Origin of the sequence: Burkholderia sp. RF4-BP95 (genome assembly GCF_001521985.1) — a bacterium.
Lineage (GTDB): Bacteria > Pseudomonadota > Gammaproteobacteria > Burkholderiales > Burkholderiaceae > Burkholderia > Burkholderia diffusa.
Genome location: NZ_LOSX01000049.1, coordinates 22,855 through 42,678, shown reverse-complemented (window position 1 = coordinate 42,678; position 19,824 = coordinate 22,855). Strand labels below are relative to the sequence as shown.

The window sequence follows — 19,824 nt, the reverse complement described above, 5'->3', positions numbered from 1 at the left end:
AGGAGCCCTCGCTCGCGGCGCCGGCCGCGACGAACCACTTAGAGAGAGACCGGGATGAGCGCCGCCGCGCGCGCCCCGTATCACAGGAGACATTCGTGCACCGCGACAACGATTCGAACGCACTGGCCGCCACCCTGATCGCCCGGGCCGAGGCGCTGGCGCCGACGCTTGCCGGCCGGGCCGCGCAGGCGGAAGCGCAGGGCCGCATCCCGGCCGAGACGATCGCCGACATGCAGGCCGCCGGCTTCTTCAAGGTGCTGCAGCCGAAGCGCTACGGCGGCTACGAGCTCGATCCGCAGACCTTCTTCGACATCCAGATGGCGCTCGCGCGCGGCTGCATGTCGACGGCATGGGTGTACGGCGTCGTCGGCGTGCACAACTGGCAGCTCGCGCTGTTCGACGAACGCGCGCAGCAGGACGTGTGGGGCACGGATCCCGCGACGCTGATCGCGTCGACCTACATGCCGGTCGGCCGCGTGACGCCGGTCGAAGGCGGCTTCCGCCTGTCCGGCCACTGGAAGTTCTCGAGCGGCAGCGAACTGTGCGAATGGGTGTTCCTCGGTGCGCTGGTGCCGGCAGCCGAGGCCGGCCAGCCGCCGGAATACCGCACGTTCCTGCTGCCGAAATCCGACTACCGGATCCAGCAGGACTGGGACGTGCTCGGCCTGCGCGCGACCGGCAGCCACGACATCGTCGTCGACGACGCGTTCGTGCCCGCGTATCGCACGCACAAGGCGCTCGACGGGATGATGGGCACGAGCCCGGGCCTGGCCGTCAACGACGCGCCGCTGTTCAAGCTGCCGTTCGCGCAGATCTTCGTGCGCGCGGTGTGCACGTCGTGCATCGGCGCGCTGCAGGGCGCGCTCGACGATTTCACCGGCTACGCTGCCACGCGCGTGTCGGCCAACAGCGGCGCGAAGACGACCGACGATCCGGGCGCGCAGAACGCGTGCGCCAACGCGGCCGTCGCGATCGACGAGATGAAGGTGCTGCTCAAGCGCAATTTCGCAGAACTGATGGCGTCGGTGACGGGCGGGCCGGCCGTGTCGATCGAGCGCCGCGTGCATTTCCGCTACCAGTCCGCGCAGGTCGCCGAGCGCTGCGCGCAGGCCGCGAACGCGCTGCTGCGCTATGCGGGCGGCAACGGCATCTATCACCGCAATCCGCTGGTGCGCCGTTTCCTCGACCTGCACGCGGCCCGCGCGCACTACGCGAACAACGTGGACCGCTTCGGCCAGAACCTCGGCGCCGTGATGCTCGGCCGCGAGAACACGGACTACTTCATCTGACGAGGCCACGATGAACGACACGCAAGCGCAGCAATACGTGTTCGACGTCGTGGTCGTCGGCTCGGGCGCGGGCGCGCTGCTCGCGGCATGCCGCGCGACCGACCGCGGGCTGTCCGTCGTCGTGATCGAGAAGACGGCGCTGTACGGCGGCACGTCGGCGATCTCCGGCGGCGGCATCTGGATACCGTGCAACCACCACATCGCGGAACTCGGCGCGACCGATACGCGCGAGGCCGCGCGCCGCTATCTCGATGCGTGCACGGCCGGCGCATCGTCGCGCGAGCGGCTCGACGCGTATCTCGACCAGGCGCCCGCGATGTTGCGTTACCTCGAAACGAAGACGCCCGTGCGCTACCAGGCGCTGCCGAAGTACGCGGACTATTTCCAGAAGCTGCCGGGCGCGATGCCGGGCTATCGCGCGCTCGATCCGCTGCCGTTCGACGGTGCGCTGCTCGGCGACGAGCTCGACCGGCTGCGTCCGCCGTCGCCCGGCACGCTGATCGGCGGCCGCGTGGCCGTGACGTCCAAGGAAGCGCACACGCTGTTCTCGCGCGGGCCGGGCTTCATGAAGCTCGCGATCGCGCAATTCGGCCGCTACTGGCTCGATGTCGGCGTGCGTCGCCGCACGCGGCGCGACCGGCGCCTGACGCTCGGCAATGCGTTGATCGGCGGGCTGCGCCGCGCGCTGCTCGAGCGCAACGTGCCCGTCTGGCTCGACACGCCGATGCGCGACCTGCTCGACGTCGACGGCCGCGTGACGGGCGTGCGCGCGCAGCGCTTCGGACAGCCGGTGACGATCGTCGCGCGGCGCGGCGTGATCCTCGGCGCGGGCGGTTTCGAGCGCAACCAGCCGATGCGCGAACGCTACCTTCCGCAACCGACGCAGATGCATTGGAGCGCGACGCCGCCGGCCAACACCGGCGACGCGATCGCCGAAGGCCACCGGCTCGGCGGCGCGCTCGCGCTGATGGAACACGTCTGGGGCGCGCCGACGGTCGGCGTCGCGGGCGAGGAGAAGCAGCGCGCGCTGTTCGTCGAACGCAACCTGCCGGGCTGCGTGATCGTCAACGGCCTCGGCAAGCGCTTCGTCAACGAAGCCGCGCCGTATTCCGAATTCGTGCCGGCGATGTATCGCGACCATGCGCGCACCGGCGCGTGCGTGCCGGCGTGGATGGTGTTCGACGCGCGCTTTCGCCGCAAGTATCCGTGCGGTCCGATCATGCCGGCGCCGATGATGCCCGATTCGCGGATTCCGGACGCGTTTCGCGACGTGCTCGTGAAGGCCGACACGATCGATGCGCTCGCCGCGCGGATCGGCGTCGATGCGGCCGGGCTGCACGACACGCTGCGCGACATGGCGCGTTACGCGTCAACCGGTATCGACGAGGCGTTCGGCAAGGGCGACAACCTGTTCGACACGTATTACGGCGATCCGAGGAACCAGCCGAATCCGTGTCTCGGGCCGGTCGACGAGGCGCCGTTCTATGCGGTGAGGATCGACGCGGGCGACATCGGCACGAAGGGCGGGCTCGTTACCGACGCGCACGCGCGCGTGCTGCGCGCCGACGGCGCGCCGGTCGACGGCCTGTACGCGATCGGCAACACCAGTGCATCGGTGATGGGCGCGAGCTACCCCGGCGCGGGCTCGACGCTTGGTCCGGCGATGACCTTCGGGTTCATCGCCGCCGACCACCTGGCCGCGCAAGCGGCCGACGCCGGCGGCCGGTCGGACCGGCCGTCCACGACTGAACTTGACGGAGTCCAATGATGAGCGATCTCACTACCCATCCGCTGCGCACCGACATGCTGCTGGCGATGCGCCGCCTCGCGCGCTCCGTCACGGTCATCAGCAGCGCGCACGACGGCCGGCGCTACTCGATGTCCGCGACGGCGGTCGATTCGTTGTCGACCGAGCCGCCGTCGCTGCTGATCTGCATCAACCGCAATGCGTCGCTGTATCCGCCGCTCGACGCGGGCGCGCCGTTCTGCGTGAACGTGCTGTCGGCACGTCACGAAGGCATCGCGATCGACTGCAGCGGCCGCCTGAAGGGCGAGGCGCGCTTCACGACGGGCGAGTGGCGCACGTCGCCGCTCGGCGTCCCGTATCTGCACGATTCGCAGGCGAGCCTCGTGTGCGAGCAGGACGGCCGTTTCGAATACGGCACGCATACGGTGTTCATCGGGCGAATCCGCGAAGTGTTGATGAGCGGCGACGTCGATCCGCTCGTCTATCTCGACGGCGCATATACGACGCCGGGCGCGCCCGCGAACCGCGCGGCCGCGTGACGGCCGCGCGCTTTACCGCATCGGAAAGAGACGACTCATGACACGCAGACTGAACCGCAATATCGCAAACGATGCGAACACAACGATCATGCGAGCGCTTGCGCAGTTGATCGGCGCTGCGGCAACGCAAGTGCCGAACGCGTTCGCATGCATCGCGCCGGCGCTCGCGTCGAACCCGGCACGGATCCGCGCGGGCGAAACCGGCCGGGATGCGGCCGGTGCGGCATGAGGAGACGGCGATGAGCGATTCCCGTTTTCACCGGCTGACCGTTGCCGACGTCATTGCCGAAAGCGACGACGCATGCTCGTTCGTGTTCGACGTGCCCGCCGCGTTGCGCGATGCGTTCGCGTACCGGCCCGGCCAGTTCCTGACGCTGAACGTGCCGTGCGCCGATGCGACCGTCGCGCGCTGTTACTCGCTGTCGAGCGCGCCGGGCATCGACGCGGCACCGAAGATCACCGTCAAGCGCGTGCGCGACGGCCGTGCGTCGAACTGGCTGTGCGACCGCATCCGTGCGGGCGATGCGCTCGACGTGCTGCCGCCGGCCGGCGTGTTCACGCCGCGCACGCTCGACGGCGACCTGCTGCTGTTCGCGGGCGGCAGCGGCATCACGCCGGTGCTGTCGATCCTGAAATCGGCGCTCGTGCACGGCCGCGGGATGCTGACGCTGATCTATGCGAACCGCGACGAGCGCTCGGTGATTTTCCGCGACGAACTGCAGCAGCTCGCGCACCGCCATCCGGGCCGCCTGCGCGTGATCCACTGGCTCGACAGCGTGCAGGGCGTGCCGCAGCAGCGGCATCTCGAGGAACTCGCGCGGCCGTTCAGCCAGCAGGAAACGTTCATCTGCGGGCCGGCGATGTTCATGGAGAACGCGCTGGCCGCGATGCTCGGCCTCGGGCTGCCGCGCGCACGCGTGCATGTCGAGCGCTTCGCGTCGCTGCCCGACGCACCGGTGCAGGGCGACGCGGCGGCATCGTCCGCAGCGACTTCCGAGGCCGACTCCGGCGATGGCGCGGCGATCGAGACGGTGCTCGACGGCGAGGCGTTCGAATTCGACAGCGCGCCCGGCGAAACGCTGCTCGACGCGATGCTGCGCGCCGGCCTGCCCGCGCCGAATTCCTGCCGGATGGGGCAGTGCGGCGCGTGCATGTGCCGCGTCGAACGCGGGGAGGTGGCGCTCGACGATAACCACGTGCTCGACGACGACGAGATCGCGGCCGGCTGGACGCTCGCCTGCCGCGCGCGGCCCGCGAGCGACGCGCTGCGCGTGGTGTTCCCCGATTGAGCCGTGGCGCGCCGGCGGCGCGCGCGGCAACCCTGTTGCGATGCCTATGACGATGGACAACGAAATCCTCACCACGCCCGCGCTGATCGCGCGGGCTGCCGCGCGCCACGGCGCGCATCCGGCGATCGAGTCGGAGCATGGCCGGCTGACCTATGCGGAACTCGACGCGGCGCGTCTCGAGGCGGCGCGCGCGCTGCTCGCGAGCGGCATCGACGCGGGCGACCGGATCGCCGTATGGGCGCCGAACCTGCCGCAATGGATCGTCGCGGCGCTGGCGATCCATACCGTCGGCGCGATTCTCGTGCCGGTCAACACGCGGATGAAGGGCATGGAGGTGGGCGGCATCCTGCATGACGGCGGCGCGCGGCTGCTGTTCTGCTGCGGCACCTTCCTCGGCGAATCCTATCCGGCGATGCTCGCGCCGCATCGGCCCGCGACGCTCGAACGCGTCGTCGTGTTCGACGGCGAACCGCCGTCCGGCGCGCGCGACGAAACCTGGAACGCGTTCCTTGCGCGCGGCGCGGCGGTGTCGCTCGCCGCCGTGCACGAGCGGCAGGCGCAGGTGACACCGGATACCGTGATGGACCTGATGTTCACGTCCGGCACGACCGGCCGCCCGAAGGGCGTGATGACCGCGCACGGCCAGAACCTGCGGGCCGCGCAGGCGTGGGCCGCGATCGCCGGCGTGCGCCAGGACGACCGCTACCTGATCGTCAATCCGTTTTTCCATACGTTCGGTTACAAGGCGGGCTGGCTCGCCGCACTGTCGAGCGGTGCGACCGTGCTGCCGCATCTCGTGTTCCAGCCGGCCGACGTCTTGCGGCGCATCGCCGACGAACGCGTGTCGGTGCTGCCCGGCCCGCCGACGCTGTATTACGCGCTGCTCGATGCGCCCGATCGCGCGATGCGCGACCTGTCGTCGCTGCGGATCGCGGTGACGGGCGCGGCCGCGATCGCGCCGAGCCTGATCGAGCGGATGCGCGCGGAGCTCGGCTTCGAGACCGTGCTGACCGGCTACGGGCTGACCGAATCGTGCGGGTTCGCGACGCTGTGCCGGCATGGCGACGACGCGGAGACGGTCGCCTCCACCTCGGGCCGACCGATGCCGGGCGTCGAGCTACGCATCGCGGGGCAGGACGGCGCGGCGCTCGGGCCGGACGAGACCGGCGAGATCTGGGTGCGCGGCTACAACGTGATGCGCGGCTATTTCAACCAGCCGGACGCGACGCGCGAAACCGTCGACGCGGACGGCTGGCTGCATACCGGCGACCTCGGCTGCGTCGACGCGAACGGCAACCTGAAGATCACCGACCGGATCAAGGACATGTTCATCGTCGGCGGCTTCAACTGCTATCCGGCCGAGATCGAGCGGCTGCTGGCCGCGCACCCGGCGATCGCGCAGGTTGCGCTGGTCGGCGTGCCCGATACGCGGCTCGGCGAAGTCGGGCATGCATACGTCGTGCTGCGTCCGGGCGCGCATACCGACGCCACCGCGCTGAACGACTGGGCGCGCAGCAACATGGCGAACTACAAGGTGCCGCGGCATTTCACGTTCGTCGAGCAACTGCCGACGAGCGCGGCCGGCAAGGTGCTGAAGTACCGGCTGCGCGCGGGCACCGAAGCGGCGGCCTGACCGCCGGCGCGCGATACGTCACCAACGGGATGAACGCATGAACGACAACGGATTTCCGCAGGGCGCGGTGCTCGTGTTCGGCGGCAGCGGCGGGATCGGGCAGGGCGTCGCGCGCGAATTCGCGTGCGCCGGCGTGCCGGTCGCGCTCGGTTATCGCAGCAAGGCCGACGTGGCCGAGCGTGTCGCGCGCGACCTGCGCGGCACGGGTGTCGCGGCCACCACGCACCGCGTGGACGTGACCGATCCCGCGCAGATCGATGCGGCGCTCGCGGCCGCGATCGACGCGCACGGTCGCGTGCATACGATCGTGTGGGCGGCCGGCCCGTTCGTGAACCAGCGCCATATCGGCGACATGACGCACGACGACTGGCGGCGCGCGATCGAGGTCGAGACGGTCGGTTTCTTCAATGCGGCGAAGGCCGCGTTGCCGCATTTGCGCGCGTCGGGCGGCGGGTCGTTCGTGACGCTCGGCTCGGCCGGGCATCTGCGCTGGCCGGATCGCGATGGATTGTCGGTCGCGCCGAAGGCGGCGAACGAGGCGCTCGTGAGGGGGCTCGCGCGCGAGGAGGGCCGTCACGAGATTCGCGCGAATTCGATTCTGGTCGGCGTGATCGAGGCCGGGATGTTTCCGGTGCTGCTCGAACAAGGACAGTTCGACCAGGCGTGGATCGACGAGACGCAGAACATGCTCGCGCTCAAGCGCTGGGGGAAGGCGCACGATATCGGCCGCGCGGCGGTGTTTCTCGCGTCGGATCGCGCGAATTACATCACGGGGCAGCAGTTGAATGTGTCGGGCGGGTACGGGTTGTAGCGGATGCATGGGGCCCGCTCGGGCGAGCGGGCTTGGCAGACGAACGCGTCAGTTGTTCTCGGCGCCGAACTCGGCGAATCTGCACACCGCCGGCGAACGGGATCGTCGGCCCACATTGCATGCATCGACGCGCATGAACGGCCATCTCCCCAGCGACTGGTTGCGCACGCACCGTCCTCGGTATTCACCCTGACCCGCACCGCACGATCTCGCATCCCAGACCACGCACGGCTGGCGCGAAGTCTCGTCGATGAAACATTTTCTTCCGGGTGTGGCGACACACGCGCTTGCCGGCCGTCGCGACTTCGCGTTTGCCGACAGCCGCGCACGCTTGCACGGCGCGCTTCGCTCTGCCAGATGCGCTGCCTCCCGACATCGGGCACGACGCTGACGCCCCGAAAACAGATGCGTTCCTGAAACATTTCCGTCGATTCCCTCCCGCGTAACCCCGCACGTCAGGCCGCGACGCTTGTCCCGCGCCGGTCCGCGCCGCATGGCACACCCCTTGCGATTAGGCCGGGGCTGCTCGACATAACCGCGATCGATGGCAACCACGAATCGCGGGAGCGGCACGCAACGACATCGAAATATCGGGGATCGGATCGCGCCGCGGGATGACGGCCGGTCGTGTCGGACGCGCGATGCGTCGTATCGGCGACACGAACGGACACCGCACGTGCGATCCGTCAAACAGCAAGCTTGCTTGCAAGATGTCGTGCCGGGGGACCCGCTGCGCGTGGCGGCATGCGCTGCACGCGGCGGGTCGGCTCGCCCGGCACATGTCGGGGAGACGCCCGTGAAAACGACAGTGAACCAATGGGCAGCGCTGGCGATGGTGTTCACGGCTGGCGCGCACGCGCAGGAAATCTACCTGCAGGGCGGCACGCAAGGCGTCGGCATCGGCGCGGCCGTGAGCTTCAACTCGGTGCTGGGCGCACACGCGGATTTCAATGCGATCAATCTGACGCATGACTTCACCGTGGCCGGCAATCGCTATCAGGACGACATCAAGCTGCGGCAAGGCGGCCTGTATGCGGACATCTTTCCATGGCGCGGCAGCGGCTTTCGCGCGACGATCGGACTGCGCTTCAACGACGACGAAATCCGCGGCGTGTCGGTGCCGACCAACGGCACCTACGTGTTCGCCGGCAAGCGCTACCCGGCGCTGCCCGGCATGTACGCGGTCGCGGAGGCGCGCTATCCGACCGTGATGCCGTATGTCGGGATCGGTTATGGGCATCGGCCGGCGTCGAAAGGGCTCGGCTTCGTCGCCGACATCGGCGTCGCATACGGAATCCCGCGCTGCTCGTACACGCTGTCGCCGGAACTCGCCGCCGCGGCCGGACCGCAGAAGAGCCAGGTCCTGGCCTCCAGCGGCCTCGACGAACTGAACCGGATGATGTCGCGGTATCGCTGGTATCCGGTGCTGCAGATCGGGATCTCGTACCGGTTCTGAGCCGGACGTGCTACTGGATGCGAATCAGCGCGGCGCTCACCGGTGCCACCTTCACGGTCACCTGCCGATTCGCCACGGCAAGCGTCTGCTGCGGCGTGCCGTTCCATGCGCCATTCAGCGCGACCGCCTGCCCGCCGAACGTGATCGGTGTCCCGCCGTTGTAAATGCCCGGATTGGCGAGCTGGGCGCCCGTTGCGTCACCTGACGAAGCGAGCGTCATCACCGTCGCGCGCGACGCCTGCGAACCGAGCGTGACGGTAACGTTTGCGGTGCTGACCGTATCCTTGTTGTTGATGATGACGTAGGTCGCGCCTTGACTGGTCGCGACCGCGAATGCGCTCACGGCCGCCGTGCTCGCGCTCAGCGTCGTATTCAGGAATTCACCGGCGCCACCGCCCGCGAAGATTTGCGAAAAGAATAGCAGCGCGTAATAGAGCGGCTGCACGGCCGTGACTTCGCCTTGCGAATCGGCGATCGCGGTATAGCTCGCGACCGATCCGTTGTTGTGGAAATTCAGGCCGCTCGCGCCGTACTGCGCATGCGTGAAGATGAAATCGATCGCCCACAGCGCGCTCGCGAACACGTTGCTGACGCCGGCCGGCTTAGTGCTGTTGAAATACGAATTGGTCTCGTCCATCCGGAACGGCACGCCGGCCTTCAGCGCGGCGGACCGCATGTTTTGCAGGGCCGTCACGAGATTCGCATCGGGGTAGGCGAGCATCCCGGCGATCGAGGGCGCGTTTTCGTTGTAGTTGCTGATGTAGTAGTGCTCGGTCAGCAGTGCGATGTTCCTGCCCTGGCTCGCCGCGAACGACTCCGCCCAGCCCGGCGTGTCGCTGGCGGCGGCCGGCCCGCTGAACACGGCGCCGCTGACGGTGCCCGCGATCGCCTGCGCGAACTGGTTCCATCCCGCGATCGTGCCCTGGGCGACGGTGCCGCCGTTCAGGAAGATGCCGTAGGTGATCCCGGCCAGGTTCGGCGTCCTGCTGTCGCCGTATTGATCGGGCTCGTTACCGATCTCGAACGCGAGTAACTGCCCGCCGAGCTGCTGCGACACATACAGCGCTTCGTCGGCCGCTTGCGCCGGCGATGCCACCGAGCCGCGCGCACCGGCGAAATTGATCCCGTAGATCACTTTCCATGCGGGACATTGCTTGAGGCACGCGACGAATCGCGCCACGTCGATACGCGACACCTGCCCGCGGATCTGGCCCGGCCCGTTGGGCGCCCACGTCATGCGGTCGACGCTGTTCCCGCCGATGCGCAGCACGCCGCCGCCGAGCGCGTTGAGCAGCCCGATCAGGTTCGTGTTGTCGGCGCGGAAGTAGTTGTTGTTGATGTCGGCTTTTTCGAAGCTGAGGCTCGCGAAGTGGGCATCGAGCGCGGCGGTGCCGGAGGCGGGCTGCTGCACGGCGAGCGTCAGCGAGACGCCGTCAGGGTGCGGGTCCGGCGGCGGTGCGTCGGATCCGCCGCCGCCGCATGCGGCCAGCATCGATACGGCTGCATACGCGCCGAGGCGAATGAAGTCGCGCCGGTTCATCGCCGCCGACGCCTCGTACAGGTCGGACAGCGAAAGCGGGTTTTTTGTGGTTTTCAATTTGTGATCCTCGTAGGCCGTTATTGATATTTATGAAAGACATTAAACGCCGCCTGCGTAACATACCCGTTACAAGGATCGAAGTCCATGATGCGCGTGTCGAAGTTTGTCTCGGCGCTTCGCGACGCGTTTCCAGAAAACCGGCGGAAGGCCGCGGCGTTTGTCCAGACAGGGCAGACGCCATGACGCCGGGTTATCGACGACGATTCCCGGTGAGCGGGCAAATAGTTGATTTCTACGCAGAAGAAATAAGCATTCCGGCCGATTTTTTCAGGCATTCCTGATGTTTCGACCGTAAGAAAGATAATCCGCCGGACCGGTTATTCCGGCTGAGCCGCACGCATGTTGTCGCCGATGCCTGCGCGTCGTTGCGGCCACGCTCCGTCGACTGTCGTTTGCGGCGCCGCAGCAACGCGGCATCGTTTCGCTGCGCGCACCCGCCGCGCCACGCTCCCGCCCCCCGCCGGCTCTCGTCCCAACAGACGATGTGACGCCATCCCCGACCGGCCAGAATCCTTTCACGAACAACGGAATCTGAACCTGGAGGAGGCCGACATGATCGATGTCCGTGCGCTCGGCTACGTCGTCGTCGAGGCGACCCGCGTCGATGCGTGGCGCCGCTACGCGGAAGACGTGCTGGGCATGCAGGCGCTCGACGCACCCGACGGCGCGCTGTACCTGAAGATGGACGAGCGCGATTTCCGCTACGTGATCGTCCCCGGCGCGACCGACCGCTATTTCGCGTCGGGCTGGGAACTGCCCGACGGCGCCGCGTTCGACGCCGCGCTCGCGGCGTTGCAACGCGCGGGCGTCGAAGCCGTGCGCGCCACGCGCGACGAAGCCGCGCTGCGCCGCGTGCAGGCCATGGCGTGGTGCACCGACCCGTCCGGCAATCGTCACGAGCTGTACTGGGGCGCGCGCTGCGACTTCCGCCGCTTCGTGTCGCCGCTCGGCGTCGCGCGCTTCGTCACCGGCGACATGGGGCTCGGCCACGCGGTGCTGCCCGCGCCGCAGTTCGACGCGACCGACGCATTCGTGCGCGGCGTGCTCGGCTTCGAACTGTCCGACATCTACCGCGTGAAGTTCACGCCGGACCCCGCCGAACCCGAGAAGCGCATTCACTTCATGCACTGCCGCAACGCGCGCCATCACAGCCTCGCGCTGTTCGAGATGGCCGTGCCGTCGGGTTGCGTGCACGTGATGGCCGAAGTCGACTCGATGGACGAGGTCGGCCGCGCGCTCGATCGGGTCGCCGCGCACGACGTGAAGATGTCGGCGACGCTCGGCCGGCACTGCAACGACCAGATGATCTCGTTCTACATGAAGACCCCCGGCAGCTTCGATCTCGAATACGGCTTCGGCGGCCTCACGGTCGACTGGTCGAAGCATGCGGTGTTCGAGGCCACCAAGGTGAGCCAGTGGGGCCACGATTTCAGCATCGGATACCGGTAAGCCAGCACGATGACGATGAAACCTCTCGACAAGACGATGTCCGCGCGCGACGTGGTCGCGCAACTCGCCGACGGCATGACGATCGGCATCGGCGGATGGGGGCCGCGGCGCAAGCCGATGGCGTTGGTGCGCGAGATCGCGCGCTCGAACCTGAAGGACCTGACGGTCGTCGCCTACGGCGGCGCCGACGTCGGCCTGCTGTGCGCGGCGGGCAAGGTGCGCAAGGTGGTGTTCGGCTTCGTGTCGCTGGACGCGATCCCGCTCGAACCGCATTTCCGCCGCGCCCGCGAACAGGGCCGTGTCGACGTGCTCGAACTCGACGAAGGGATGCTGCAACTCGGCCTGCGCGCGGCCGCCGCGCGCCTGCCGTTCCTGCCGACGCGCGCCGGGCTCGGCACCGCGCTGCTCGATCACGCGCCGGAGCTGCGCACGGTCACGTCGCCGTACGACGACGGCGAGACGCTGCTCGCGATGCCGGCGCTCGAGCTCGACGTCGCGCTGCTGCACGTGAACGCGGCCGACCGGATGGGCAACACGCGCATCGACGGCCCCGATCCGTTTTTCGACGCGTGGATGGCGCGCGCCGCGCGGTGCTGCTACGTGTCGGCGGAAACGGTCGACGCGTCGCTCGCGACCGAAGACCTCGATGCCGCGAAACGCAACCCGTTCGAGCGTTCGCTCGTCACCGGCGTCGTGCCTGCGCCGGGCGGCGCGCACCCGACGTCGTGCGGGCCGGCCTACGGCTGGGACCTGCCGCACCTGCGCGCGTACTGCGCAAGCGCGGAAGACGATGCGAAGACGGCGGCGTACCTGCGCGACGTGGTCGGCCAGGACGAACGCCAGTATCTCGAAGGCGTCGGCGGCCTGCCGCATGTGACGACGCTGCCGTTGCCGATTCTGTAAAGGAGCGCCTGTGAGCGAATCTCTCGACCATTCCCTCGCGGAACTGATGATCGTCGCGTCCGCGCGACTCTGGCGCGACGACGGCGAAGTGCTGGCGACCGGCATCGGCACGGGCCCGCGGCTCGCGGCCGGCCTCGCACGGCTCGCCTACAACAACGGGCTGATGCTGACCGACGGCGAGGCGTATCTCGTCGAGGAGCCGGTCCCGCTCGGCCCCCGTCCCGACGGCTATCGCGTGAAGGCGAGCGGCTGGATGACCTACGAACGCGTGTTCGACTGCCTGTGGCACGGCCGCCGCCACGCGCTGGTGATGCCGACGCAGATCGACCGCTTCGGCCAGGCGAACATCTCGTGGCTCGGCGACGACTACGCGCGTCCGAAGACGCAGCTGCTCGGTGCGCGTGGTTTCCCCGGCAACTCGACGAATCACGCGAACTCGTTTTTCGTCAGCGGCCACGGCAAGCGCACGTTCGTCGAAGGCGAAGTCGACATGGTCTGCACGGTCGGCTACAACCCGGCGCGCCGGCTGCCCGGCATGAAGACCTTCGTCGACCTGCGCAGCATCGTCACCGACCTGTGCGTGATGGATTTCGGCGGCCCGGATCACGCGATTCGCGTGCGTTCGCTGCATCCGGGCGTGAGCTTCGACGAGGTGCAGGATGCGACCGGCTTCCCGCTGGTTGCCGCACCGGAACTCGGCACGACGGCCGCGCCGAGCGCGGAAGACCTGCGCATCGTGCGTGCGCTCGACCCTCACAATCTGCGCGCGACGATCGTGCGCAACAATCCGGCGCCGCGCCGCGGATGAGGTCCGACATGGAAGCGACCCAGATGACGTTCGGCGACGGTGTCGTCGACTACGCGGTCGAGGACGGCATCGCGACGATCACGATGAACCGTCCCGAGTATCACAACGCGCAGAACTCGAAGATGACGTATGCGCTCGACGCGGCGTTCCGGCGCGCGTCGCACGACGACGCGGTGAAGGCGATCGTGCTCGCGGGCGCCGGCAAGCATTTCTCGGCGGGCCACGACATCGGCACGCCGGGCCGCGACATTCATGAGTCGTTCGATCGCGCGTCGCTGTGGTACGACCACGTCGACAAGGAGGGCGGCGAATTCCTCTATGCGCGCGAACAGGAGGTGTACCTCGGGATGTGCCGACGCTGGCGCGACCTGCCGAAGCCGACCATCGCGATGGTGCACGGCGCATGCATCGCGGGCGGGCTGATGCTCGCGTGGGTATGCGACCTGATCGTCGCGTCGGAGGACGCGTTCTTCGCGGATCCGGTCGTGCGGATGGGCATTCCGGGCGTCGAGTATTTCGCGCATGCGTACGAGCTGAACCCACGCATCGCGAAGGAGTTCCTGTTCCTCGGCGAGCGGATGCCGGCCGAGCGCGCGTATCAGATGGGCATGGTCAACCGCGTCGTGCCGCGCGAGCGGCTGCGCGACGCGACCTACGCGATCGCCGCAAAGATCGCAACGATGCCGCGGCTCGGCCTCGCGCTGACCAAGCAGGCGCTGAACCACGTCGAGGAACTGCAGGGCAAGCGCGCGGCGATGGACGCGGCCTTCGCATGGCATCACTTCGCGCATGCGCACAACGAGCTCGTCAGCGGCGACCGCCTCGGCGGCTATGACGCGCGCAAGATGGCCAGCTCGCAGCGCAGGCCGGAGCAGGCGGAAGGCGAAGGGCGGACCGATGCGGCAGCGGCCGCCGTCAACGGAGCCGCCGCATGAGCACGACGCTGCATACCCCGTTGTGCGACCTGCTCGGCTGCCGTTACCCGATCGTGCAGACCGCGATGGGCTGGGTAGCCGACGCGCGGCTCGTCGCGGCCACCGCCAACGCCGGCGGCTTCGGCTTCCTGGCCGGCGCGACGCTCGAACCGGAGCAGGTCGAGGCCGAGATCCTGAAGGTGAAGGCGCTGACCGACAAGCCGTTCGGCATCAACTTCCACATGTTTCAGAAGAACGCCGCGCAGGTGGTCGATCTCGCGATCGAGCATCGGCTGCGCGCGGTCAGCTACGGGCGCGGGCCGGACGCGAAGACGATCCGCCGCTTCAAGGACGCCGGCATCGTCTGCATGCCGACCGTCGGCGCGCCGAAGCACGCGGCGAAGGCGGTCGAGCTCGGCGCGGACATCGTGACGGTGCAGGGCGCGGAAGGCGGCGGCCACACGGGCTCGGTGCCGACCACGCTGCTGTTGCCGAAGGTGCTCGACGCGGTGCGGGTGCCGGTCGTCGCGGCCGGCGGGTTCTTCGACGGGCGCGGGCTGGCTGCCGCGCTCGCATACGGCGCGGCCGGCATCGCGATGGGCACGCGCTTCCTGATGAGCGCCGAATCGCCGGTGCCGCGCGCGACGCTCGAGCGCTACGTGGCGGTGGGCGATCCGGCGCGGATCCGCGTGTCGGACGCGCTCGACGGATTGCCGCAACGCATGATCGACAACCCGTATCTGCTGAAGCTCGAACGCTTCGGCCCGCTGCGCCGCACGCTGTTCGCGCTGAAGACGGCCGAAGCGTGGCGCCGTCAGAACGGATTGCGCACGACCGACATGCTGGGCCTCGCGATCAAGGCGCTGCGCTCGCACGACTACACGGCGAGCCAGACGCTGATGGCCGCGAACGCACCGTTCCTGATTCAGCGCGCGATCGTCGAGGGGCGGCCGGACGAGGGCGTGCTGCCGAGCGGCCAGGCGGCCGCGATGATCGGCGCGATCGAATCGTGCGACGCGCTGATCGCGCGGATCGTCGCGGAGGCCGGCGAGCGGCTCGACGCGCTGGCCGCGTTGCGCGGCGTGGCGGCGGCCCACGCGGCTTGAAAGACATCACAGGGAGGCAGTGGAGATGACTACATCCAAACAACCGGGCGGCGCGATGCCGTTCCGGATCGAGCGCGCCGACGGCATCGCCGAACTGGTGATCGCCCATCCGCCCGTGAACGCACTCGATGCGCAGGGCTGGCACGCGCTCGCGCGGGCGCTCGATGCGCTCGGCGAGGACGACGACGTGCGCGTGATCGTCGTGCGCGGCGAAGGCCGCGGCTTCTGCGCGGGCGTCGACATCAAGGAGCTGGCCGCGCATCCGGAACGGATCGTGTCGGTCAACGCCGGCAACTACGAGACGTTCCGCGCGGTGCACCGCAACCCGAAGCCGGTGATCGCGGCCGTGCACGGCTTCGTGCTCGGCGGCGGGATCGGCATCTGCGGCGCGGCGGATATCGTCGTCGCGGCCGACTGCGCGCGCTTCGGCGTGCCGGAGATCGACCGTGGCGCAATGGGCGGCGGCGCGCATCTGCAACGACTGTTCGGTGTGCAGAAGGTCCGCGCGATGTACTTCACGGGCGAGATGATCGACGCGGCCGAGGCGTACCGGCTCGGTGCGGTCGAGCAGGTCGTCGCGCGCGATGCGCTGCGCGACGCGGCGCTCGCGATCGCCCGCAAGATCGCGGAAAAGAGCCCGGCGATGGTGCGGCTCGCGAAGGAGGCGCTGAACGGCGTCGAGGACGGCGATCTCGAGGACAAGTACCGCTGGGAGCAGGGCTTCACGCTGCAGGCGTACATGACCAACGACTCGACGGAGGCGCGTGCCGCGTTCGTCGAGAAGCGCGACGCGCATTTCGACGCACGGACCAGCGTCGAGGAGGCACGCGCATGAACCTGACCTATACGCCGCAACAGCAGGCGTTCCGCGCGGAAATCCGCGAATGGCTTGCCGCGCACGTGCCGCGCGAGCGGCTGCCGAGTTTCGACACCGAGGAAGGCTTCATCGCGCACCGCGAATGGGAGCGCACGCTGCATTCGGGCCGCTGGAGCATGGTCACGTGGCCGCGCGAGCTGGGCGGGCGCGGTTGCGACCTGATCGAGTGGCTGATCTTCGAGGAAGAGTACTGGCGCGCCGACGCGCCGATGCGCGTGAACCAGAACGGCATCTTCCTGCTCGGCCCGACGCTGATGGATTTCGGCACGGCGGAGCAGAAGGCGCGCTTTCTGCCGGCGATGGCCGCAGGCGAGCACGTGTGGGCGCAGGGCTGGTCGGAGCCGAACGCGGGCTCGGACATGGCCGCGATCCGCACGACGGCGATCCGCATCGGCGACGAATACGTGCTCAACGGCCAGAAGATCTGGTCGACCCGCGCGGTGTGGGCCGACTGGCTGTTCGGGCTGTTCCGCAGCGATCCCGAATCGTCGCGTCACCACGGGCTCACGTTCCTGATGGTGCCGCTGTCGACGCCGGGCATCACCGTGCGCCCGATTCGCCAGCTGAACGGGCAGACGGGCTTCGCGGAAATCTTCTTCGACGACGTGCGCGTGCCGGTCGAGAACCGCCTCGCGGCCGAAGGCGCGGGCTGGCAGGTCGCGATGGCGACGGCCGGCTTCGAGCGCGGGTTGATGCTGCGTTCGCCCGCCCGTTTCCAGCGCACCGCGCAGGCGCTGCGCGACCTGTATCTCGCGCACCGCGACAGCGCGGATCGCGACCCGACGCTGCGCGAACGCGTGGTCGCCGCGTGGATGGATGCGCAGGCGTACGCGCTGTCGACCTACGCGACCGCGAGCCGGCTGCTGAAGGGCGGCCATATCGGCGCGGAGTCGAGCACCAACAAGGTGTTCTGGTCGGAGCTCGACCTGCGGATGCACCAGACCGCGCTCGACATTCTCGGCGCGCACGGCGAGGTCGTCCCGCAGACGGCCGCGCAGCACGCGACGCTCGGCCACTGGCTCGACGGCTTCCTGTTCGCGCAGGCCGGCCCGATCTACGCGGGCACCAACGAGATCCAGCGCAACATCGTCGCCGAACGGATGCTCGGCATGCCGCGCGCGTAAGCGCGCTGGCGCCAACCTCACTGAACGGACATCGTATGGATTTCGTATTCGATGAAGACCAGGAGGCGCTCGCGGACAGCGTGAAGCGCCTGCTGATGACCGAGATGACCCCGGAGCTGATCCGCGAGCTGTGGGCCACGCCGACGGGCCGCTCCGACGCGCTGTGGTCGCTGTTCGCGTCGCAGGGGCTGACCGCCGTGTCGGTGCCCGAGGCGCACGGCGGTCTCGGCCTGACCGAAGTGGAATGGGCGCTGCTCGCGCAGACCTACGGCTACTTCGGCAGCCCCGAGCCGTTGCTCGACACCGCGCTCGTGTCGGCCGGCGTGCTCGCGCGGCTGCCCGCCGCCGACTGGCGCGACGCGCTGCTGCGCGACATCGCCGAAGGGCGCGCGCGCGTCGCGCTCGTGCATCCGGTGAACCCGTATGCGGCCGACGTGCACGTCGCGCAAGCGCTGCTGTGCGAGCACCGCGGCGAGCTGCACCGCGTGAATCCCGCGCAGTGCGCGTGGCGCGCGGTCGACAGCGTCGACCCGTCGCGGCGCCTGTTCACGCTCGACTGGGAGCCGTCGGCGGCCACGCGCATCGCGCGCGCCGACGAAGCCGCGCCGCTGCTCGATCGCGCGCTCGACCACGGCGCGTTCGCGGTCGCGGCGCAACTGCTCGGGCTCACGCAGCGCGTGCTCGACGTCGCGATCGACTACAGCGCGCAGCGCAAGCAGTTCGGCAAGGCGATCGGCTCATACCAGGCGCTCAAGCATCTGCTCGCCGACGTCGCGATTCGCTACGAGTTCGCGCGGCCGGTGGTGGCGCGCGCGGCCCGGGCGATCGCCGACGATCACCCGCAGCGCGCGGTGCTGGTGTCGCACGCGAAGCTCGCGGCGACCGCCGCCGCGCAACTGGCCGCGCGCCACACGATGCAGGTGCACGGCGCGATCGGCTACACGTGGGAGCTCGACCTGCAGATCTTCATGAAGCGGATCTGGGCGCTCTCCGGCAGCTGGGGCGACAACGCATTCCACAAGGCCCGCGTGGCCGACGCGATCCTCGGCGACGCATTGCCGATCGGCCCCGCGCAGACCTTCGACTTCGAGGAAACCCACCGATGAAACAAGCCTATATCGTCGACGCGCTGCGCACGCCGACCGGCCGCCGCAAGGGCGGGCTCGCGCACGTGCATGCGGCGGACCTCGGCGGCTTCGTGCTGAAAACGCTCGTCGAGCGCAACGCGATCCCGGCCGACGAATACGACGACGTGGTATTCGGCTGCGTCGACACGATCGGCCCGCTTGCCGGCAACATCGCGCGCACCTGCTGGCTCGCGGCCGGGCTGCCGCTCCAGGTGCCGGGCGTGACGGTCGACCGCCAGTGCGGCTCGTCGCAGCAGGCCGTTCACTTCGCCGCGCAGGCCGTGATGAGCGGCGTGCAGGACGTGGTGGTCGCGGGCGGCGTGCAGACGATGACGCAGATCCCGATCTCGTCCGCGATGACGAGCGCGGCGCCGCTCGGCTTCGACGACCCGTTCTCGGGCAGCGCCGGCTGGCGCGCGCGCTTCGGCGACGCGCCGGTGTCGCAGTTCGTCGCCGCGCAGCGGATCGCCGATCACTGGAACCTGTCGCGCGATGCGATGGAGCGCTACGCGCTGGAAAGCCACCGGCGCGCCGTGGCGGCGATCGAGGCCGGCCATTTCAAGCGGGAAATCGTGCCGCTCGAAGGCGTGCTGCACGACGAGACGCCGCGCCCCGACACGTCGCTCGAAAAGATGGCGACGCTCGAACCGCTGATGCCGGGCGGCTCGCTGACGGCCGCCGTCGCGAGCCAGACCTGCGATGCGGCCGCCGCGTTGCTGATCGTGTCGGAGGATGCGCTGAAGCGCTACGGGCTCACGCCGCGCGCACGCATTCACCACCTGAGCGTGCTCGGCGACGATCCGCTGTGGATGCTCACCGCGCCGATCCCGGCAACCCGGGCCGCATTGAAGAAGAGCGGGCTCGATTGGTCGCGGATCGATGTCGTCGAGATGAACGAGGCGTTCGCGTCGGTCGCGCAGGCGTGGCTTGCCGACACGCGCTTCCCGCACGAGAAGACGAATCCGAACGGCGGCGGCATCGCGCTCGGCCACCCGCTCGGCGCGACCGGCGCGCGGCTGATGACGACGCTGCTGCACGAACTGGAACGCACCGGCGGTCGTTACGGATTGCAGACGATGTGCGAAGGCGGCGGCCTCGCGAACGTCACGATCATCGAGCGCCTGTGAGCGCGGCACTTTCACGATCCCTCGA

Annotated in this window: 19 protein-coding genes; 17 read left to right on the top strand and 2 right to left on the bottom strand. The window is 69.1% G+C overall.

The features are described from left to right. Positions 1-95: 95 nt before the first annotated feature. The 8 genes from WS46_RS18200 to WS46_RS18165 all read left to right on the top strand — a co-directional run bounded on the left by WS46_RS18200 (position 96) and on the right by WS46_RS18165 (position 8,764). Positions 96-1,289: an acyl-CoA dehydrogenase family protein gene (locus tag WS46_RS18200; protein ID WP_059691355.1), complete on the top strand. Its 1,194-nt coding sequence runs from the start codon at positions 96-98 to the stop codon at positions 1,287-1,289. A gap of 10 nt (positions 1,290-1,299) precedes the next feature. Continuing rightward, entirely contained in the window at positions 1,300-3,057 is a 1,758-nt protein-coding gene (locus WS46_RS18195) for an FAD-binding protein (protein WP_059691354.1), read from the top strand. Next, positions 3,057-3,575 (top strand): flavin reductase family protein, encoded by a 519-nt coding sequence (locus WS46_RS18190; protein ID WP_059951051.1) that lies wholly within the window; start codon positions 3,057-3,059, stop codon positions 3,573-3,575. The genes WS46_RS18195 and WS46_RS18190 overlap by 1 nt, the downstream gene beginning before the upstream one ends. Before the next feature lie 37 nt (positions 3,576-3,612). Beyond that, positions 3,613-3,804 carry a hypothetical protein gene (locus WS46_RS18185; protein ID WP_059691353.1) on the top strand — a complete coding sequence of 64 codons (192 nt, stop codon included), beginning with the start codon at positions 3,613-3,615 and terminating at the stop codon, positions 3,802-3,804. Positions 3,805-3,814: 10 nt separating this feature from the next. Continuing rightward, complete coding sequence (locus tag WS46_RS18180) at positions 3,815-4,864, top strand: ferredoxin--NADP reductase (RefSeq protein ID WP_059691366.1); 1,050 nt, start codon at positions 3,815-3,817, stop codon at positions 4,862-4,864. 46 nt (positions 4,865-4,910) lie between these two features. After that, a complete protein-coding gene (locus WS46_RS18175; RefSeq protein WP_059691352.1) occupies positions 4,911-6,497 on the top strand; it encodes a FadD3 family acyl-CoA ligase in 1,587 nt (528 codons plus the stop codon). A gap of 37 nt (positions 6,498-6,534) precedes the next feature. Next, a complete protein-coding gene (locus tag WS46_RS18170) occupies positions 6,535-7,308 on the top strand; it encodes an SDR family NAD(P)-dependent oxidoreductase (RefSeq protein ID WP_059691351.1) in 774 nt (257 codons plus the stop codon). A gap of 832 nt (positions 7,309-8,140) precedes the next feature. Continuing rightward, a complete protein-coding gene (locus tag WS46_RS18165; RefSeq protein ID WP_373558365.1) occupies positions 8,141-8,764 on the top strand; it encodes a hypothetical protein in 624 nt (207 codons plus the stop codon). A gap of 10 nt (positions 8,765-8,774) precedes the next feature. Here the strand turns inward: WS46_RS18165 and WS46_RS18160 are convergent, their stop codons facing one another. Beyond that, a complete protein-coding gene (locus WS46_RS18160; protein ID WP_059691349.1) occupies positions 8,775-10,361 on the bottom strand; it encodes a hypothetical protein in 1,587 nt (528 codons plus the stop codon). A 20-nt stretch (positions 10,362-10,381) separates the two neighbouring features. Next, positions 10,382-10,639, bottom strand: a complete 258-nt coding sequence (locus WS46_RS35435) for a hypothetical protein (RefSeq protein ID WP_156443150.1) — start codon at positions 10,637-10,639, stop codon at positions 10,382-10,384. Positions 10,640-10,916: 277 nt separating this feature from the next. Here WS46_RS35435 and WS46_RS18155 point away from each other — a divergent pair, with 277 nt between their 5' ends. Genes WS46_RS18155 through WS46_RS18115 form a run of 9 tightly spaced genes read left to right on the top strand, consistent with a single transcriptional unit; the run spans position 10,917 to position 19,799 of the window. Continuing rightward, positions 10,917-11,813, top strand: coding sequence for a VOC family protein (locus WS46_RS18155; protein ID WP_059691348.1), 897 nt, complete (start codon positions 10,917-10,919; stop codon positions 11,811-11,813). Positions 11,814-11,822: 9 nt separating this feature from the next. Then, positions 11,823-12,716 carry a CoA transferase subunit A gene (locus WS46_RS18150; RefSeq protein ID WP_059691347.1) on the top strand — a complete coding sequence of 298 codons (894 nt, stop codon included), beginning with the start codon at positions 11,823-11,825 and terminating at the stop codon, positions 12,714-12,716. 10 nt (positions 12,717-12,726) lie between these two features. Next, positions 12,727-13,524 carry a CoA-transferase subunit beta gene (locus WS46_RS18145; protein ID WP_059691346.1) on the top strand — a complete coding sequence of 266 codons (798 nt, stop codon included), beginning with the start codon at positions 12,727-12,729 and terminating at the stop codon, positions 13,522-13,524. Positions 13,525-13,532: 8 nt separating this feature from the next. Beyond that, a complete protein-coding gene (locus WS46_RS18140; protein ID WP_059691345.1) occupies positions 13,533-14,459 on the top strand; it encodes an enoyl-CoA hydratase in 927 nt (308 codons plus the stop codon). Further along, a complete protein-coding gene (locus WS46_RS18135) occupies positions 14,456-15,544 on the top strand; it encodes a nitronate monooxygenase family protein (RefSeq protein WP_059691344.1) in 1,089 nt (362 codons plus the stop codon). Before WS46_RS18140 ends, WS46_RS18135 begins: the two co-directional genes overlap by 4 nt. A 25-nt stretch (positions 15,545-15,569) precedes the next feature. After that, positions 15,570-16,379, top strand: coding sequence for an enoyl-CoA hydratase family protein (locus WS46_RS18130; protein ID WP_059537705.1), 810 nt, complete (start codon positions 15,570-15,572; stop codon positions 16,377-16,379). Continuing rightward, positions 16,376-17,545, top strand: a complete 1,170-nt coding sequence (locus WS46_RS18125) for an acyl-CoA dehydrogenase family protein (protein ID WP_059691343.1) — start codon at positions 16,376-16,378, stop codon at positions 17,543-17,545. The genes WS46_RS18130 and WS46_RS18125 overlap by 4 nt, the downstream gene beginning before the upstream one ends. Positions 17,546-17,580: 35 nt before the next feature. Next, positions 17,581-18,651 (top strand): acyl-CoA dehydrogenase family protein, encoded by a 1,071-nt coding sequence (locus WS46_RS18120; RefSeq protein ID WP_059691342.1) that lies wholly within the window; start codon positions 17,581-17,583, stop codon positions 18,649-18,651. Continuing rightward, positions 18,648-19,799: an acetyl-CoA C-acetyltransferase gene (locus WS46_RS18115; protein WP_059691341.1), complete on the top strand. Its 1,152-nt coding sequence runs from the start codon at positions 18,648-18,650 to the stop codon at positions 19,797-19,799. Before WS46_RS18120 ends, WS46_RS18115 begins: the two co-directional genes overlap by 4 nt. The last annotated feature ends 25 nt before the right edge of the window (positions 19,800-19,824 follow it).